The 17,323-nt window shown below is 67.8% G+C and carries 11 protein-coding genes; 3 read left to right on the top strand and 8 right to left on the bottom strand.

Annotation, left to right across the window (positions count from 1 at the left end):
* The first annotated feature begins 91 nt into the window (after window positions 1–91).
* The gene (locus CFB34_RS18445; protein ID WP_043182082.1) at window positions 92–886 is read left to right on the top strand and encodes an ABC transporter substrate-binding protein; all 795 of its coding nucleotides are present in this window, start codon (window positions 92–94) and stop codon (window positions 884–886) included.
* Between the two features lie 123 nt (window positions 887–1,009).
* Here the strand turns inward: CFB34_RS18445 and CFB34_RS18440 are convergent, their stop codons facing one another.
* Both CFB34_RS18440 and cdpA read right to left on the bottom strand, forming a co-directional pair.
* The gene (locus CFB34_RS18440; protein WP_089439588.1) at window positions 1,010–2,509 is read right to left on the bottom strand and encodes an HDOD domain-containing protein; all 1,500 of its coding nucleotides are present in this window, start codon (window positions 2,507–2,509) and stop codon (window positions 1,010–1,012) included.
* A gap of 27 nt (window positions 2,510–2,536) precedes the next feature.
* Complete coding sequence (gene cdpA / locus CFB34_RS18435; RefSeq protein ID WP_218828635.1) at window positions 2,537–4,279, bottom strand: sensor domain-containing phosphodiesterase; 1,743 nt, start codon at window positions 4,277–4,279, stop codon at window positions 2,537–2,539.
* Window positions 4,280–4,557: 278 nt separating this feature from the next.
* Between cdpA and CFB34_RS18430 the strand changes: the two genes are divergently transcribed.
* Window positions 4,558–5,109, top strand: coding sequence for a peroxiredoxin (locus CFB34_RS18430; RefSeq protein ID WP_089439590.1), 552 nt, complete (start codon window positions 4,558–4,560; stop codon window positions 5,107–5,109).
* Between the two features lie 80 nt (window positions 5,110–5,189).
* Here the strand turns inward: CFB34_RS18430 and CFB34_RS18425 are convergent, their stop codons facing one another.
* Complete coding sequence (locus CFB34_RS18425; RefSeq protein ID WP_089439591.1) at window positions 5,190–5,819, bottom strand: NAD(P)H-binding protein; 630 nt, start codon at window positions 5,817–5,819, stop codon at window positions 5,190–5,192.
* A 267-nt stretch (window positions 5,820–6,086) separates the two neighbouring features.
* Between CFB34_RS18425 and CFB34_RS18420 the strand changes: the two genes are divergently transcribed.
* Window positions 6,087–7,607, top strand: coding sequence for an NYN domain-containing protein (locus CFB34_RS18420; protein WP_089439592.1), 1,521 nt, complete (start codon window positions 6,087–6,089; stop codon window positions 7,605–7,607).
* Between the two features lie 79 nt (window positions 7,608–7,686).
* Here the strand turns inward: CFB34_RS18420 and CFB34_RS18415 are convergent, their stop codons facing one another.
* The 5 genes from CFB34_RS18415 to CFB34_RS18395 all read right to left on the bottom strand — a co-directional run bounded on the left by CFB34_RS18415 (window position 7,687) and on the right by CFB34_RS18395 (window position 17,055).
* The gene (locus CFB34_RS18415) at window positions 7,687–8,070 is read right to left on the bottom strand and encodes a VOC family protein (RefSeq protein ID WP_089439593.1); all 384 of its coding nucleotides are present in this window, start codon (window positions 8,068–8,070) and stop codon (window positions 7,687–7,689) included.
* Between the two features lie 103 nt (window positions 8,071–8,173).
* A complete protein-coding gene (locus CFB34_RS18410; RefSeq protein WP_089439594.1) occupies window positions 8,174–11,482 on the bottom strand; it encodes an efflux RND transporter permease subunit in 3,309 nt (1,102 codons plus the stop codon).
* A 3-nt stretch (window positions 11,483–11,485) separates the two neighbouring features.
* Window positions 11,486–14,599: an MdtB/MuxB family multidrug efflux RND transporter permease subunit gene (locus tag CFB34_RS18405; protein ID WP_089439595.1), complete on the bottom strand. Its 3,114-nt coding sequence runs from the start codon at window positions 14,597–14,599 to the stop codon at window positions 11,486–11,488.
* 15 nt (window positions 14,600–14,614) lie between these two features.
* Window positions 14,615–15,976 (bottom strand): MdtA/MuxA family multidrug efflux RND transporter periplasmic adaptor subunit, encoded by a 1,362-nt coding sequence (locus CFB34_RS18400; RefSeq protein ID WP_089439596.1) that lies wholly within the window; start codon window positions 15,974–15,976, stop codon window positions 14,615–14,617.
* A gap of 254 nt (window positions 15,977–16,230) precedes the next feature.
* A complete protein-coding gene (locus tag CFB34_RS18395; RefSeq protein WP_089439597.1) occupies window positions 16,231–17,055 on the bottom strand; it encodes an IclR family transcriptional regulator in 825 nt (274 codons plus the stop codon).
* Window positions 17,056–17,323 lie beyond the last annotated feature (268 nt).

The raw sequence follows: 17,323 nt of genomic DNA, 5'->3' as shown, positions 1-17,323 counted from the left end.
GCGCGGCGGCAGCATTGCGGTGGTCATCCGACCCTGCAATGATGCATGCGCCCGTAGTTCCGGAACATTCGAGTATCGAGGAGAACACCTGATGAAGTTGGATTGGCGTAAAGTGGCCGCGCATGCGGTGGTGGCGGCATCGGCCGTGGCGGCAGGCAGCGCGATGGCAGCGGATCTGAAAGAGATCCGTTTCGGCGTCGAAGCCTCGTACGCGCCGTTCGAATACAAGACGCCCGACGGCAAGCTGACCGGCTTCGACATCGATATCGGCAACGCGGTGTGCGCGAAGCTGAAGACGAAGTGCGTGTGGGTCGAAAACGATTTCGACGGCCTGATCCCGGCGCTGCAGGCGCGCAAGTTCGACGCGATCAACTCGGACATGACGATCACCGACCAGCGCAAGCACGCGATCGCGTTCACCGATGCGATCTACACGATTCCGAACCAGCTGATCGCGAAGCAGGGCAGCGGCCTGCTGCCGACCCCGCAATCGCTGAAGGGCAAGCGCGTGGGCGTGCTGCAAGGCACGATCCAGGAAGCGTACGCGAAGAAGAAGTGGGCGCCGGCCGGCGTCGAAGTCGTGCCGTACCAGACGCAGGACCTGGCCTACGCCGACCTGAAGTCGGGCCGTCTCGACGCGACGTTCCAGGACGCGGAAGCCGGTTCGAAGGGCTTCCTGACGAAGCCGCAAGGCCAGGGCTTCGCGTTCGCGGGCGGTACCGTAAGCGACGCCGAGATCCTCGGCTCGGGCGTCGGCTTCGGCCTGCGCAAGAACGACGCGGCGTTGAAGACCGCGCTCGATCAGGCGCTGAAGGAACTGAAGGCCGACGGCACGATCGACAACCTCGCGAAGAAGTACTTCAGCGTGCCCGTGACGCTCAAGTAAGCGCGGCGTTCGATCGCACGATGCAAACAAACCGGCCGCTGATGCGGCCGGTTTGTTTTTGGGGGGCGGAAATTGGCGGGAAACCGCGGACGGGAAACCGCGCGTCCGCGGCCGGCGGCGGCGTCAGGCCGGAAAGAACCGGCCCAGTTCGCGCGCCAGCTCGTTGAGCACGGCCATCTCCTGCTGCGTGATCTTGCGCGCGGGCTGCGCGCCGGCCCAGTCGCCGTACAGCAGCGCGACGGTCGTCGTGCCGACGCGCACCGGCAGCAGCACGAACGCGCGCGTGTCGTCGAAGGCGTCGAGATACCACGCGGGCAGGCGCTTGAGCATCTTCGGCTCCTGCGCCTGCTCGATGAAGATGCCGACCGAGTTCGAGATCGCGAGATGGAACACGTCCGGCTCGAAGCGCTCGTCGAAGCGCAGCCGGTCGAGCGTCGTGTCGACGCCCGGGCCGAAGCCGAGGCGCGCGGCGAACGTGCCGTCGTCGTGACGCACGAACATCACGGTGCGCGTGAACGCGAGGCCGGCCAGCAGGCTTTCCGACGCGAGCGCGAGCACCGGCGTCAGCACGTGCTCGGACGGCAGCGCACGCAGGTCCGCGAGGCCGGCTTCGAGGCACGCCTCGGGCGCGGCCTGGGCGCGCGCGATCGCATCGGCGTTCGCGCGCAGCTCGACGATCTCGCGCATCACGGTGTCGCTCGCTTCCTCGCGTGCGAGCCGCTCGGCGATCTCGACGAGCGCGTCGGATTCCATGTCGAGCTCCGCGCCGTAGTGCTGCGCGAGCGCCGCGATGCGTGCGTCGCGCTGCGGGCTCGCAGGCATCACCAGCGCGCCCGCGACGTCGGTCGAGCAGCGGCTGATCGCGCGCAGCCAGCGGACGCGGTCGGCCGGGCCGTCATCGGTCGCACGGCCCGCATCGTGGTCGTCATCGTCGTTGCCGAACGCATCGGCGTGAACCACGTGGTCGTGATCGGCCATCCCCGCGCGGATCACGTCGGGCAAGCGCCAGCGCGCGGCGGCCTCGAGCCCGATCTCGTCGAAGCCGACGCCGAGCACGTCGATGCAGGCGGCCGCTTCGTCGCCGTTCAGCTCGGCCGCGCGGCGGCGGATCCGGTCCCATTCGCTGTCGAGGTAGCAAACCACGAGCAGCTTGCCGACCTGGCGCATCAGCGTGCAGACGACAGCTTCCTCGCCCGAGCGCAGCTCGGCGCGCTCGGTGAGCTTGCGCGCGACGCAGCCGGACAGCAGCGCGCGGTTCAGCTCGAGCTTCGCGTCGATGCGCCGCGGTGTGCTGTGGTGGAAATGGTCGACGAGCTTGAGCCCGACGACCAGATGGCCGACGGCGTCCATGCCGAGCACCATCAGGGCGCGGGTCACGGTCGTGATGTTGCCGCCGAACGCCATGTACATCGCGGAGTTCGCGAGCCGCAGCACTTTCTGCGTGAGCGCGAAGTCCGACAGCACGACGCGCACGAGCGCGGTGAAGTCGAGGTCGTCGTTCTTCATCGCGGCCATCGTCGCGCGCAGCGATTCCGACAGCAGCGGGAAATCGCCCCGTTCGTTCATCCGCGCCCACAGCTTGTCGAGCAATGCGGTGCGGGGCAGGTGTTCGGTGATTGACATACGGATCTGTCCGGTTCGCCGCGCGCGTCAGGCGGCGGCGTGCAGGTGCAACTGCTGCGCCTCGAAGCGCCGCGCGAGCTCCTCGGACGGCAGCGCCTGGCAGACGAGCCAGCCCTGGATATGGTTGCAGCCCATCTCCGTCAGCAATTCGCGCTGCGCCTCGGTCTCGACGCCTTCGGCGACGAGTTCGAGATCGAGCGTCTGCGCGAGGCCGACCACCGCCGACACGATCGCGCGGTCGTTGCGCGAGGTCAGCAGGTTCTCGACGAAACTGCGGTCGATCTTCAGCTTCGCGAGCGGGAAGCGCTGCAGGTACGCGAGGCTCGAATAGCCGGTGCCGAAATCGTCGATCGCGAAGCGGATGCCGAGATCGGTCAGCTCCTCGAGCAGCCCCTTCGCCTGCGCGGGATCGTGCATCAGCAGGCTTTCGGTGATTTCGAGCACGATGCGGCGCGGATCGATGCCCGTCAGTGCGATCGCCTCGCGCACGCTCTGCGTGAAGCGCGGGTCGCGGAACTGCTGCGGCGACACGTTGACCGCCACGTACTGCAGCGCAAGCCCCTGGCGGTCCCAGGCGACGAGCTGCATGCACGCGGCCTTGAGCACCCAGTTGCCGAGATAGTTGATCAGGCCGATCGATTCGGCGAGCGGAATGAAGGTCGCCGGCGGCACGAGGCCGTGCACCGGATGGCGCCAGCGGATCAGCGCCTCGACCCCGACCACCGCGCCCGACTGGCTGCGCGTGATCGGCTGGAAATGGAGCGAAAACTCGCCGTTGCGCACGCCGTCGTACAGGTCGGCCTCGAGCTTCAGCCGTTCGGCGTCGGCCGGATCGTCGACGGGGGCGTGGAACGCAAGCGCATTGCCGCCCGACGCCTTCGCCTGCGCGAGCGCGTGGTCGGCGCGGCGCAGCAGCGGGCTGTGGTGCTGCGCGCGGTGCGGCGCCGAGCGCTCGTCGGGGTAAAGCGCGATGCCGATGCTCGCGGACAGGTGCACGGTCTGCCCCTGGTACACGTAGGGCTCGCGCACCGCGGCCTGCAGCCGGCGGGCGAGTGCGTCCGCCGCGTTGCTCGCCTGCGTGCGGTCCGGTGCGCCGAGCACGACCGCGAACTTGTCGCTCGCGACGCGCGCGAGCTGCTCGTTCGGCGTGACGAGCGCCTTCAGCCGCTGCGCGGTCTCGCGCAGCAGCGTGTCGCCCGCGTCGTAGCCGAGCGCGCGGTTGATCCGCTGGTAGTCGTCGAGGTCGAGCAGCAGCAGCGCCGCGCACGAGCCGTCCCCGTCGGCGGCCTGCTGCGCGCGCATCAGCGCGGGCACGAGCGCGGACAGGTTGCCGAGCCCCGTCATCGGGTCGTGGTGCATCTCGTAAGTCAGGCGCGCCTCGAGCGCGCGCCACGACGACACGTCGAACGCCGCGATCGCGAACCCGTCGACCCCGTGATGGCGGCTCTTGAACGCGCGGATCTCGACGTCCAGCGGGTAGGTGAGCGACTTGACGATGCACATCGTCGCCTTCTCGACCTGGCCCGAACGCGCGGCGCGTGCAAGCAGGCCTTCGAGCGCCGCGGTATCCTGTTCGGCGATCAGGTCGCGCAGCGTCAGCGTGTGCAGGTAGTCGCGGTGGTAGCCGATGAAGCGCAGGCTCGCGTCGGACACGTACAGAAAGCGCAGCTCGCGGTCGACATGGGCGAGGAAATCCACCGTGCCGACCGTCTGTTCCAGCCAGTTGCGCACGGAGTCGTCGCGTCGCGGCGCACCGGCGCGCGCGGGCATCAGCGCGCCGCCCGACCAGGCGAAGCGGCGCAGCGTATGCAAGGCGCTGCGCCAGGAGCCCTTGCGTGACGTCTGTTTCCTGTTGGCTTCCATGTTTCTCGCTGACGTGAAGGGCTGGAACCGGTTGTCCGGAAGGAATAACGGCAGACTGTGCGGAATCTTTAACGGACCGGCCGCGGTGGCGTTGCCGCTGGGCCGGATCGGTCTCGCGGGTGTTCGACAGGCGAACGCCGGCGGGGCCTGCATCGAGGCTGACTTTATAAGAAATGAGGACGCAGATGAAGCGAAAACTGTTGCTGGGCGCCGCCGTGACGGCGCTGGTGGCCGGCCATGCGCTGATGGCGCAGGCGGAATTGAAGCCGGGTGCCGCGGCGCCCGATTTCACGACGCAGGCGTCGCTGGGCGGCAAGACTTACACGTACTCGCTCGCGGACGCGCTGAAGCAGGGGCCGGTCGTGCTGTATTTCTATCCGGCCGCGTTCACGAAGGGCTGCACGATCGAGGCGCATGCGTTCGCGGACGCGGTCGACCGTTACAAGGCTTACGGCGCGACGGTGATCGGCGTCTCGGCCGACAAGATCGACACGCTGACGAAGTTCTCGGTGAGCGAGTGCCGGAGCAAGTTCCCGGTCGCGGCCGATCCGGACGCGAAGATCATCCGGGAATATGACGCGAAGCTGCCGGCGATCGACAAGGCGAACCGCGTGTCCTACGTGATTTCGCCGGAAGGGAAGGTGCTCTACGAATACACGAGCCTGTCGCCGGACAAGCACGTCGAGAATACGCTCGCCGCCGTGAAGGCGTGGGCGGACGCGCATCCGAAGCAGTAAGCGGGCGGCCCGCACGGCAAAGCGGCCCGTCGTGCGGGCCGCCGGTACGGAGCGACGCAGCCGCCGCGCGTGAGAGGCTGTTATGCGCGCAATGCCTGCTCGATCGGCACGCTGCCGCCGACGAAGCCGACGATCTTGCGCGAGATGCCGAGCTTGATCGCCTCGATCGCGGCCCAGGCGACATCCTGGCGCGATACGGGCGGGGCGCCATCGAACCATGCGTCGGTGAGCGCGATCTTGCCGACGCCCGGATCGTCCGTGAGCGGGCCGGGGCGCAGGATCGCGTAGTCGACGCCCGACGCGATCACGCGATCGTCGCCTTCGCGCTTCATCTGCGAATAGTGGCGCAGCGCGTCCGGGCCGAGCTCCGGCCGGTACGCGGACAGCGAGCTGATCACCACCAGCTTCTGCGCGTTGTAAGCCAGCGCGTATTCGGCCGCGCGGGCGACCGCGTCGCGGTCGACCTGTTCCTCTTCGGCCGCGCCTTCCGATTCGGCCGAGCCGGCCGCGTAGATCACGTGCGAGATGCCCTGGAATGCGTGCGAGAAATCGTTCGTCAGGTCGGCCTCGACCACCCGTGCGCCTGCGAGCGCATAGCCGTGGCGGCGCACGAGCGCCGTGACCTCGAACTCCGGCTGCTTGAGCAGCAGATCCGCGCAGGCCTGGCCCGTTCGGCCGGTCGCGCCAATCAGCAGTACCTTCGTCGTCATGAAACCGCTCCTTGCTCGATGCGTCATCCTTCCAGATAGGGACGGACGACCGATAACTCAAGTGTAATGTCGATTTGCCGCGGCGGCGGGGGTGTATTAAGGGGCATACCGGCAACGGGCATACCGGCAGCGCGCGACCGACACCGACATTCCGGCCGCCAATCGTTCACACGGATGCGGGAATGACGCGCCGACCGGCTATCATGTGCGCGATGCTTTTTTCGCCGTTACGTCCTACAACGCATCGGCCCACTGGTTGGAGTACACATGGCATTACCCCTGGACAACGTCAGCATGGCCGTGTTCTGCGACTTCGAGAACGTCGCGCTCGGCGTGCGCGACGCGAAGTACGAGAAGTTCGACATCAAGCCCGTGCTGGAGCGCCTGCTGCTGAAGGGCAGCATCGTCGTGAAGAAGGCCTATTGCGACTGGGATCGCTACAAGGGCTTCAAGGCGTCGATGCACGAGGCGAGCTTCGAGCTGATCGAGATTCCGCACGTGCGCCAGTCGGGCAAGAACTCGGCCGACATCCGGCTCGTCGTCGACGCGCTCGACCTCTGCTACACGAAGTCGCACGTCGATACGTTCGTGATCATCAGCGGCGACTCGGACTTTTCGCCGCTGGTGTCGAAGCTGCGCGAGAACGCGAAGAAGGTGATCGGCGTCGGCGTGAAGAAATCGACGTCGGACCTGCTGGTCGCGAACTGCGACGAATTCATCTTCTACGACGACCTGGTGCGCGAGCAGCAGCGCGCGCTCGCGAAGCGGGAACAGCAGCAGCGCGTGGGCAACGGCGGCGCGAAGCGGCCGGACGAGCCGTCGTCGCGCAAGCACGACATGGACGCGCGCAAGGCCGAGGCAATCGCGCTGGCCGTCGAGACGTTCGACGCGCTCGCGTCGGAGCGGGACGACGTCGGCAAGATCTGGGCGTCGGTGCTCAAGAGCGCGATCAAGCGCCGCAAGCCGGATTTCAACGAGTCGTATTACGGATTCCGCGCGTTCGGCAACCTGCTCGACGAGGCGCAGGCGCGCGGCCTGCTCGAAGTGGGGCGTGACGACAAGTCGGGCGCGTTCGTGTCGCGGGCACGCCAGCAGGCGGCCGCGGAGCACGTCACGGCGGGCGGCGAAGGCGGCGGGCACGGCGGCGGACACGGCGGCGCGCACCACGGTGCGCGCGCGGCCGAGCCGGCGCGGGCCGGGCGCAATGCGCAACGTCGCGGGCAGCGGGCGGAAGCGGTCACGCACGAAAGCGTGCAGGTCGAAGCGGACGAGACGGAAGTGGCCGACGTCGCCGAGGTGGCCGAGGCGGTACCGATGGGGTCGCCGGCGGAAACGGTCGACGTGGCCGAAGTGGCCGACGCGCATGGCGATGCGAAGGATGGCCGCAAGCGCGCGCGCAAGACCGCGGCGAAGAAGGCCGGCGCGAAGAAGGGCGCCGCCGCGAAGCGCGCAGGCCGTCAGGCAACCGGGACGCCGGACGACGCCGGGCACGGCGCGCCGAAGCACGGCGACGACAAGCACGCGCACGGCAAGCATGCCGACGACGCGCATCGCGACGCGGAGCAGGGCGACGAGCAGCATCTCACGATGACGCACGCCGGGCCGGCGGCAGGCGATGCCGGCAGCGAGCGAGCCGCCGCCCAGCCATCGCACGACGCGGCGCCGGCAGAAGCCCATGCCGACGCGGTTGCGCAAGCGCCGGCCGCTGCCAAGCCGAAGAAGCCGGCCCGCAAGGCCGCCCCGCGCGCGCGTCGTCCGCGCAAGACGGCGGCGGACGCTGCCGAGTAACACCGGTCGGCCGGATGCCGTCCCGAGCGGGGCGGCATCCGCGTCACGGTACGGGCCGGTGCAACGCCGGCCGGTCGAACTAGCCGTTCAGCACGTAAGGCTGCGTCATCACTTCGAGGAAGTGGCCGTCCGGATCGTCGAAGTACACGCCTCGGCCGCCGTTGTGGCGGTAGATGTCATCGGGTTGCCGCTTCGCCGGATCGGCCCAGTGCGGCAGCCCGCGCTCGCGAATGCGCGCGAGCACGCGATCGAAGCCTGCTTCGTCGAGCAGGAACGCGTAGTGCTGCGACGCGATCGCTCCCGACCGTTCATGGAAATCGAGCGACACGCCGTTGCCGAGCGGGACGACCAGCATCGCGCCGAACGGCGTCGGCGGCGGCAATTCCAGCAGCTCGGTGAGGAAGCGGCTCGACGCGTGCTTGTCGCGGCACCAGACGATCGTATGGTTGAGCTGGACGTTCATGGTGGGTCCCCGTGAAGGGCGCAGCGGTGGGCATGGACTCACGATAGCCGATCGTCGCCGCGGTTCAAGCGCAAAAAAACGGCCGCACAAGGCGGCCGCTTCATCACTCCCCGGCAATGGCCGGCCCGCCGTTATTCCCGCGGCGGTTGCGCCGTTTCTCGGCCCACACGCGGAAGCGGTCCATATACAGGTAGACGACCGGCGTCGTATAGAGCGTCAGCACCTGAGACACGATCAGGCCGCCGGCGATCGCGATCCCGAGCGGCGCGCGCAGCTCGGCGCCGTCGCCGTGGCCGAACGCGAGCGGCAGCGCGCCGAGCAGCGCGGCCATCGTCGTCATCATGATCGGGCGGAAGCGCAGCAGGCACGCCTCGTGGATCGCGTCGAACGACGACTTTCCGTTGTTGCGCGTCTGGTCGATCGCGAAGTCGACCATCATGATCGCGTTCTTCTTCACGATCCCGATCAGCAGGATCACGCCGATCAGCGCGATGATGCTGAACTCGGTCTTGCACAGCAGCAGCGCGAGCAGCGCGCCGACGCCGGCCGACGGCAGCGTCGACAGGATCGTGATCGGGTGGATGTAGCTTTCGTACAGGATCCCGAGCACGATATAGACGGCCAGCAACGCCGCGAGGATCAGGATCGGCTGGTCGTTCATCGACTGCTGGAACGCCTGCGCGGTGCCCTGGAAGCTGCCGACGATGGTCGGCGGGACGCCGACCTGCGCCATCGTCTGGTAGATCACCTGCGTCGCCTGCGACAGCGACACGCCGGGCGGCAGGTTGAACGAGATCGTCGTCGCGACGAACAGCCCCTGGTGGTTGACCGACAGCGGCGTCGTGCTCGGCCCGAACGTCGCGATTGCCGACAGCGGGATCATCGTCGACTTCGACGTCGACACCGACGCACCCGACGACGCGCTCGACTTGCCGCTCGCCGCGATCGAGTTGAGCGCCTGGTTGCGCGCGGAGTCGGACGCGATCGCCGCGGCGCTCTGCGTGGCCGTGCCGGCGCTCGACGTGCCGGCGGCCGTCGCGACGTAGGTGCCGGCCGCTGCGTTGGTGGTCTGCGAGCCGTTCGCGCTGCCGCCCGACGTGCTGACCCACACCTGGTTCAGCATCTCGGGGCTCTGCCAGTACTTCGGCGCGACTTCCATCACCACGTGGTACTGGTTCAGCGGGTTGTAGATCGTCGAGACCTGGCGCTGGCCGAATGCGTCGTACAGCGTATTGTCGATCTGCGCGGGCTTGATGCCGAACCGCGCGGCCGTCGCCCGGTCGATCGTCACCATGGCTTCCATGCCGCCTTGCTGCTGGTCGGAGTTCACGTCGGTCAGCTCGGGGCGCTTCTGCAGCGCCTCGGTCAGGATCGGCCCCCACTTGTACAGGTCGGCGCTCGAATCGCCGAGCAGCGTGAACTGGTACTGCGCGTTGCTCTGCCGGCCGCCGACGCGAATGTCCTGCGCGGCCTGCAGGAACGTGCTCGCGCCGGCGACATCCGACAGCGGGACGCGCAGTTGCTGGATCACCTGGTCGGCCGACAGCTTGCGCTCGGTGCGATCCTTCAGCGTGACGAACATGAAGCCCGAGTTGGTCTGCGTGCCGCCGGTGAAGCCCGCGACGCTCTTCACGTTCGGGTTGCCCTGCACGATCCGCATCATCTCGGAGAACTTCAGCTTCATCGCCTGGAACGACGTCGACTGGTCGGCCCGGATGCCGCCGATCATCAGCCCGGTGTCCTGCTGCGGGAAGAAACCCTTCGGCACGACGATGTACAGGTAGACGTTCAGCCCGATCGTCGCGAACAGGGTCAGCAGGATCAGGAGCGGCCGGCGCAGCGCCCACGACAGCGAGCGCTCGTAGCCGCGCTGCATGCGGCTGAAACAGCGTTCCAGGAAGCGCCCGAAGCGGCCTTCGTTTTGCGGGTCGTGCGACTCGGGCAGCAGGCGCGCGCACATCATCGGCGTGACCGTGAGCGACACCGCGAGCGAGACGGCGATCGCGAGCGACAGTGTCAGTGCGAACTCGCGGAACAGCCGCCCGACGATGCCGCCCATCAGCAGGATCGGCAGGAACACCGCGACGAGCGAAATGCTCATCGACAACACCGTGAAGCCGACCTCGCGCGCGCCGTCGAACGCGGCCTGCATGCGCGACTTGCCGTTCTCGATATGCCGCGAGATGTTCTCGAGCACGACGATCGCATCGTCGACGACGAAGCCGGTCGCGACGATCAGCGCCATCAGCGACAGGTTGTCGATCGAGAAGCCGAGCAGGTACATCGCGCCGAACGTGCCGATGATCGAGATCGGCACCGCGACGCTCGGGATCAGCGTCGCGCGCCAGTTGCGCAGGAACAGGAACACGACCATCACGACGAGGCTGACCGCGATCAGCAGCGTGTGCTCGGTGTCCTTCAGCGACGCGCGAATCGTGGTCGAGCGGTCGAGCACGGGCGTGACGGTGATGTCGGCCGGCAGCGACGCGGTGAGCTGCGGCAGCGCCGCGCGCACGCGGTCGATCGTGTCGATGATGTTCGCGCCGGGCGAGCGGTAGAGGATCACGAGCACCGCGCGCTTGCCGTTCGACAGGCCGAGGTTGCGGAGATCCTCGACCGAATCGACGACGTCCGACAGGTCGGACAGCCGCACGGCCGAGCCGTTGCGGTAAGCCACGACGAGGTCGCGATATTGCGACGCCTGGGATGCCTGGTCGTTCGTATAGAGCTGGTAGCGCTGCGGGCCGAATTCGATCGCGCCCTTCGGCGCGTTGGCGTTCGCGGAGGCCAGCGCCGCGCGCACGTCCTCGAGGCCGATCCCGTAGTGGAACAGCGCCTGCGGCTCGAGCTCGACGCGCACGGCCGGGTTCGCGGAGCCGCTGACCGACACCTGGCCGATCCCGTCGATCTGCGACAGCGACTGCTGCAGCACCGTCGACGCGGCGTCGTACAGCTTCGCGGGCGACGAGGTCTCCGACGTCAGCGATACGATCATGATCGGCGAATCGGCCGGGTTGACCTTGCGGTAGGTCGGGTTGCTCTTCAGCGCGGCGGGCAGGTCGGCGCGCGCCGCGTTGATCGCGGCCTGCACGTCGCGCGCGGCGCCGTCGATGTCGCGGTTCAGCCCGAACTGCAGGATGATCCGCGCGTTGCCGACCGTGCTCGTCGACGTCATTTCGGACACGTCGGCGATCGAGCCGAGGTGCCGCTCGAGCGGGCTCGTCACGCTGGTCGCGACCGTTTCCGGGCTCGCGCCCGGCAGCGACGCCTGCACCGAGATGGTCGGGAAGTCGACCTGCGGCAGCGGCGACACCGGCAGCTTGACGAACGCGAACAGGCCCGCGAGCGCGACGCCGATCGCGAGCAGCGTCGTCGCGACGGGGCGGGTGATGAAGGGGCGCGACAGGTTCATCGATTACGCATCCGTGCGCGGGCCGGCTTGCGGGCCGTGGCGTTCGAACCAGCCGCGCACGCGGCGTGCGAGCGAGTCGAAGCCGAGGTAGATCACGGGCGTCGTGAACAGCGTCAGCACCTGCGACACGATCAGGCCGCCGGCGATCGCGATCCCGAGCGGCTGGCGCAGCTCGGAGCCCGCGCCGGAGCCGACGATCAGCGGCACCGCGCCGAGCAGCGCGGCGAGCGTCGTCATCAGGATCGGCCGGAAGCGCAGCAGGCACGCCTGGTAGATCGCCTCGCGCGGCGGCTTGCCTTCGACGCGCTCGGCCTCGAGCGCGAAGTCGATCATCATGATCGCGTTCTTCTTCACGATGCCGATCAGCAGCACGATGCCGATGATCCCGATGATGTCGAGGTCGTGCCCGGTGATCATCAGCGCGAGCAGCGCGCCGACGCCGGCCGACGGCAGCGTCGACAGGATCGTGATCGGGTGGATGTAGCTCTCGTACAGCACGCCGAGCACGATGTACATCGTGACGACCGCGGCGAGGATCAGGAACAGCTGGTTCGACAGCGATGCCTGGAACGCGAGCGCCGCGCCCTGGAAGCGCGTCTGGAACGACGCGGGCAGCCCGATGTCCTTCTCGGCGGCGTCGATCGCCTTGACCGCCTCGCCGAGCGACGCGCCCGGCGCGAGGTTGAACGAGATGGTGGTCGACGGGAACTGCGACAGGTGCGCGACCAAGAGCGGCGACGGCCGCTCGTGGAACGACGCGATCGACGCCAGCGGCACCTGGCCGCCGCCCGCCGACGGCAGGTAGATGTCGTTCAGCGATTGCGCGTAGTGCTGGTCCTTCGGCTCGGACTCGAGAATCACGCGGTACTGGTTCGACTGCGTGAAGATCGTCGACACGATGCGCTGGCCGAACGCGTCGTACAGCGCGTTGTCGACGGTCGCCGGCGTGATGCCGAAGCGCGCGGCGCTCGGGCGGTCGATCTCGATGTAGACGGACTGGCCGTTGCTTTGAAGGTCGGTCGCGACGTCGGCGAGCGACGGTTCCTGCTGCAACCGGGCCACGAGCTTCGGCACCCAGGTCGCGAATTCCTCCGAGTTCGGGCTCGTCAGCATGAACTGGTACTGCGTCGGGCTGACGGTCGAGTCGATCGTCAGGTCCTGCACCGACTGCATGAACAGCGAGATGCCGGTGATGTTCGCGACGCGGTGCTGCAGGTCGCGGATGATCTGCGCGGCCGACTCGGAGCGTTCGTCGCGCGCCTTCAGGTTGATCAGCATCCGGCCGCTGTTCAGCGTGATGTTGCTGCCGTCGACGCCGATGAACGACGTGAGGCTCTCGACGTTCGGATCCTTCAGGATCTCGGCCGCGAGCGCCTGCTGGCGCTCCGCCATCGCGCCGTACGAGATCGACTGCGGCGCCTGCGTGATCGCCTGGATCACGCCGGTATCCTGCGCGGGGAAGAAGCCCTTCGGCACGTAGACGTACAGCAGGCCGGTCAGCGCGAGCGTCAGCAGCGCGACGACGAGCGTCGAGCGCTGGCGGTTCAGCACCCATTCGAGCGCGACCGCGTAGCGCGCGATCACCCAGTCGATCGCGCGGTGCACGCGTGCCTCGAAGCGATGGCTCTCGGGCGGCGGCGAATGGCGCAGCAGCTTCGCGCACATCATCGGCACGAGCGTGAGCGACACGATCGCCGAGATCACGATCGTCACCGCGAGCGTGATCGCGAATTCATGGAACAGGCGCCCGACCACGTCGCCCATGAACAGCAGCGGGATCAGCACCGCGATCAGCGACACCGTCAGCGAGATGATCGTGAAGCCGATCTGCCGCGAGCCCTTCAGCGCGGCCTCGAGCCCCGTTTCGCCTTCCTCCACGTAGCGCGCGATGTTCTCGATCATCACGATCGCGTCGTCGACGACGAAGCCGGTCGCGATGGTGAGCGCCATCAGCGACAGGTTGTTCAGCGAGAAGCCGGCCATGTACATCACCGCGAGCGTGCCGATCAGCGACAGCGGCACCGACAGGCTCGGGATGATCGTCGCGTACACGTTCGCGAGGAACAGGTACATCACGAGCACGACCAGCGCGACCGCGAGCATCAGTTCGAACTGCACGTCGCGCACGGCGGCGCGGATCATCGTCGTGCGGTCGGTGACGATCTCCACGTCGAGCGCGGCCGGCAGCGTTTCCTGCAGCTTCGGCAATTGCGCCTTGATCGCGTCGACGGTCGCGATCACGTTCGCGCCCGGCTGGCGCTGCACGTTCAGGATGATGGCCGGGTCCGAATTCACCCACGCGCCGAGCTTGGTGTTCTCCGAGCCGGCGACGACCGTCGCGACGTCGGTGAGCATCACCGGGCGGCCGTTCTTGTAGGCGACGACCGCGCTGTTGTACTGGTCGGCGCTCGTCAGCTGGTCGTTCGCGTTGATCGTGTATGCGCGCGTCGGGCCGTCGAAGTTGCCCTTCGGCGTGTTCACGTTCAGGTTCGAGATCGTCGTGCGCAGGTCGTCGAGGTTCATCCCGTACTTCGCGAGCGCGGTCGGGTTCGCCTGGATCCGCACGGCCGGGCGGTTGCCGCCCGACAGGCTGACGAGACCGACACCCGCGACCTGCGAGATCTTCATCGCGAGGCGCGTGTCGGCGAGATCCTGCACCTGCGTGAGCGGCAGCGTCTTCGACTTGACGGCGAGCGTCAGCACCGGCGCATCGGCCGGGTTGACCTTCGCGTAGATCGGCGGGGCAGGGAGGTCGGACGGCAGCAGGTTGCCGGCCGCGTTGATCGCGGCCTGCACTTCCTGCTCGGCGATGTCGAGCGGCAGGTCGAGCGAGAACTGCAGCGTGATCACGGACGAGCCGGCCGAACTCTGCGACGACATCTGGTTCAGCGACGGCATCTGCCCGAACTGACGTTCGAGCGGCGCGGTGACCGACGAGGTCATCACCTCCGGGCTCGCGCCCGGGTAGAAGGTCTGGACCTGGATCGTCGGATAGTCGACTTCGGGCAGCGCGGCGAGCGGCAGGAAGCGCAGCGCGACGAGACCGGCCAGCATGATCGCCGCCATCAGGAGGGCGGTGCCGACCGGCCGGAGAATGAAGAGGCGGGATGGATTCATCGAGCGGCCCGCGCGTTACTGGGCCGCGGGGGCCGCTGCCTGCGACGCGCCGTGCTTGTGTCCGCCGCGATGGCCGCCGGCATCCGATGCGCCCGACGCCGCAACGGCGCCGCGCGCGCCCGACGCGCCTTTCGGCTTGTCGGCCGGGATCGAGATCTTCGCGCCTTCGCGCAGGCGGTCGGAGCCGTCGGTCACCACGCGCTCGCCGACCGACACGCCGCTGACGATGCTCGTGCGTTCGCCGTCGACCGGGCCGATCGTGACCTTGCGCACGGTCACCGTGTTGTCGGGTTTCACGACGTAGACGAACTGGCCGATCGAGCCGGTCAGCACGGCCGAGGTCGGCACGATCGTCGCGTTGCGCAGCACGTCGACGAGCAGGCGCGTGTTCACGAACTGATTCGGGAACAGCATGCCTTCCTTGTTATCGAAGTTCGCGCGCAGCTTGACCGTGCCCGTGCTCGTGTCGATCTGGTTGTCGAGCGTCGCGAGCGAGCCCGTCTCGAGCGGCACCGTGTTGTTGCGGTTGTACGCGGTGACCGACAGCTTCTGGCCCGCGTTCACCTGCTTGAGGATCTGCGGCAGGTTGTCTTCCGACGTCGTGAAGATCACGCTCATCGGCTGCAGCTGCGTGATCACGACGAGGCCGTTGGTATCGCCCGGCGTCACGTAGTTGCCGGGGTCGACCTGGCGCAGGCCGACGCGGCCCGACACCGGCGCGGTGATGCGCGCATACGTGAGGTTCAGCTTCGCGGAATCGATCGCGGCCTGGTCGGTCTTCACCGCGCCTTCGTATTGCTTGACGAGGGAGGCCTGCGTATCGACGGTCTGCGACGCGATCGAGTCCTGCGACAGCAGCGTCTGGTAGCGCTTCAGGTCGAGGCGGGCGGTTGCGAGCAGCGCCGAGTCGCGCGCGTGCGTGCCTTCGGCGTTCTCGAGCGCGACCTGGTACGGGCGCGGGTCGATCTGCGCGAGCAGGTCGCCCTTCTTGACGATCTGGCCTTCCTGGAACGCGACCGACTGCAGGTAGCCGGACAGCTGGGTCTTGACCGTCACGTTCGCGAGCGGCGTGACGGTGCCGAGCGCGGACAGCACGATCGGCATTTCGCCCTGGGTCGCGGTCGCGACCTGCACGGGCTGCGGAACGTTCGCCATCGCGGCGGGGCCGCCACGGCCGCGCTTTGCGCCGCCGGCGCTGGCCGCCGTGCCTTGCGCCGTGCTGCCGGCCGCCGGCGTGCGGTTCCACGGATGCCACCAGAGCAGGCCGCCGATGACGACGACCGCGAGTGCGCCGGCCATCAGCGTGCGGCGCGGGCGCCGCGCGGCGGGGGACGCGGGGTCTTTCGAAGGAGGCGTGGGCTTTTGTTCGTTATCCATCGTGATCTGTCAGGAAGACGGCGCGGCGGGCCGGAAATCGGACTGCTGGGCTGCGCGTGGGCGAGCGGTGCCGGGGAGGGGGCGCACGGCTCGGTCCGGGCCCCCGCCGGTGTGCGCGGGAAAAGAGCGGTGCGCACCGCGAGTGCGGCGCGACGATGGGCATGATCCTACGTCCCGTCCCCGTTACAGTCCAGTGGTCTATCTTTCAACGGGTTACGGTCGTTACAGAACGCGACAGTGCGATGACGAAACGCTTACACGCTGATGCGACGGGCCGGTGCGCCGCCGATCTCGCGGGTGATTTTCGCGATACATTCGTGCAGCGCGGGCACCACGTGTTCGTGCAGCCATTCGGGCGGGCACTGGTGCGACGCGCCACCGCAATTCACCGAATAGCGCTGGCCCGACGGGCCGACGAAACCGGCCGCGACGGCATTCAGGCCTTCGCGCCATTCGCCGATCGCGATCGCGTGGCCGTCGCGCATCGCCTCGTCCAGACCGGGGGTCAGGCGGGCGGACACATGCGGCCAGTCGTCGCCCGCCGTGGTGCGCAGCGACTCGAGCAACTGGCGGCGTTCGTCGTCCTCGAGTGCGGCAAGATACGCACGGCCGACCGCGGTGCGCGCGATGTCCATCCGCGAGCCGATTTCGAGGCGCGTGACGAGGACGGCCGAACGCGGGCGGATCACGTCGATCGCGACCATGTCGAGCCGGTCGCGTACCGCGAGGTGCACGGACAGCGACGTGCGTTCGGCCAGCTCGATCATGAACGGCCGCGAACGCGCGCGGATGTCGAAGTTGCGCAGGAAGCCGTGGCTCAGTTCGAGCACCGACGCGGTGAGCACGAAGCGCTCGCTGTCGGGCAACTGGAACAGGAAGCCGGCGCTGACGAGCGTCGCGGTGATGCGCGAGACGGTCGGCTTCGGGATGCCGGTCAGTTCGGTCAGCTCGCGGTTGCTGACGGGCGCGTCGGCCGCCGCGATGCGGCGTAGCACGGCGAGGCCGCGGGCAAGGGCGGTGATCTCGTCGGGCGACGATTCACGGTCCCGCGACGCGGGAGGGGTTACAGTTGTCGACACGAGGGATTCTCTCTAATTCCGAAACTCGATTTCAATTTTGTTGGTATTGTAGGACTATTGTCAAAGGATGCATGTTCTGCGGGCGAACCGGTCATCGGATGAGATTTTACGGGTTCACCCTTGGTTTATTAGGAAAACGCTCAAATGAGCGTTGCCAGAAAGTGCATGAACCGGTGCAAATACCGCTTGACTTGTCGGGCGGAAACGGAAAGAATGTCTCACGTTTTCGAAACATCGTTTCAAGAGTTTAACCGGCAACGATGTTTCG

The sequence above is a fragment of the Burkholderia sp. HI4860 genome, from assembly GCF_002223045.2.
Classification (GTDB): Bacteria; Pseudomonadota; Gammaproteobacteria; order Burkholderiales; family Burkholderiaceae; genus Burkholderia.
Note: the sequence above shows the minus strand (reverse complement) of the source record. Positions and strands in the feature narration are given on the sequence as shown.

Coding starts and splice junctions, on each gene's coding strand:
- CFB34_RS18445 (WP_043182082.1), top strand. CDS start 92: ATGAAGTTGGATTGGCGTAAAGTGGCCGCGCATGCGGTGGTGGCGGCA.
- CFB34_RS18440 (WP_089439588.1), bottom strand. CDS start 2,509: ATGTCAATCACCGAACACCTGCCCCGCACCGCATTGCTCGACAAGCTG.
- cdpA (WP_218828635.1), bottom strand. CDS start 4,279: ATGCCCGCGCGCGCCGGTGCGCCGCGACGCGACGACTCCGTGCGCAAC.
- CFB34_RS18430 (WP_089439590.1), top strand. CDS start 4,558: ATGAAGCGAAAACTGTTGCTGGGCGCCGCCGTGACGGCGCTGGTGGCC.
- CFB34_RS18425 (WP_089439591.1), bottom strand. CDS start 5,819: ATGACGACGAAGGTACTGCTGATTGGCGCGACCGGCCGAACGGGCCAG.
- CFB34_RS18420 (WP_089439592.1), top strand. CDS start 6,087: ATGGCATTACCCCTGGACAACGTCAGCATGGCCGTGTTCTGCGACTTC.
- CFB34_RS18415 (WP_089439593.1), bottom strand. CDS start 8,070: ATGAACGTCCAGCTCAACCATACGATCGTCTGGTGCCGCGACAAGCAC.
- CFB34_RS18410 (WP_089439594.1), bottom strand. CDS start 11,482: ATGAACCTGTCGCGCCCCTTCATCACCCGCCCCGTCGCGACGACGCTG.
- CFB34_RS18405 (WP_089439595.1), bottom strand. CDS start 14,599: ATGAATCCATCCCGCCTCTTCATTCTCCGGCCGGTCGGCACCGCCCTC.
- CFB34_RS18400 (WP_089439596.1), bottom strand. CDS start 15,976: ATGGATAACGAACAAAAGCCCACGCCTCCTTCGAAAGACCCCGCGTCC.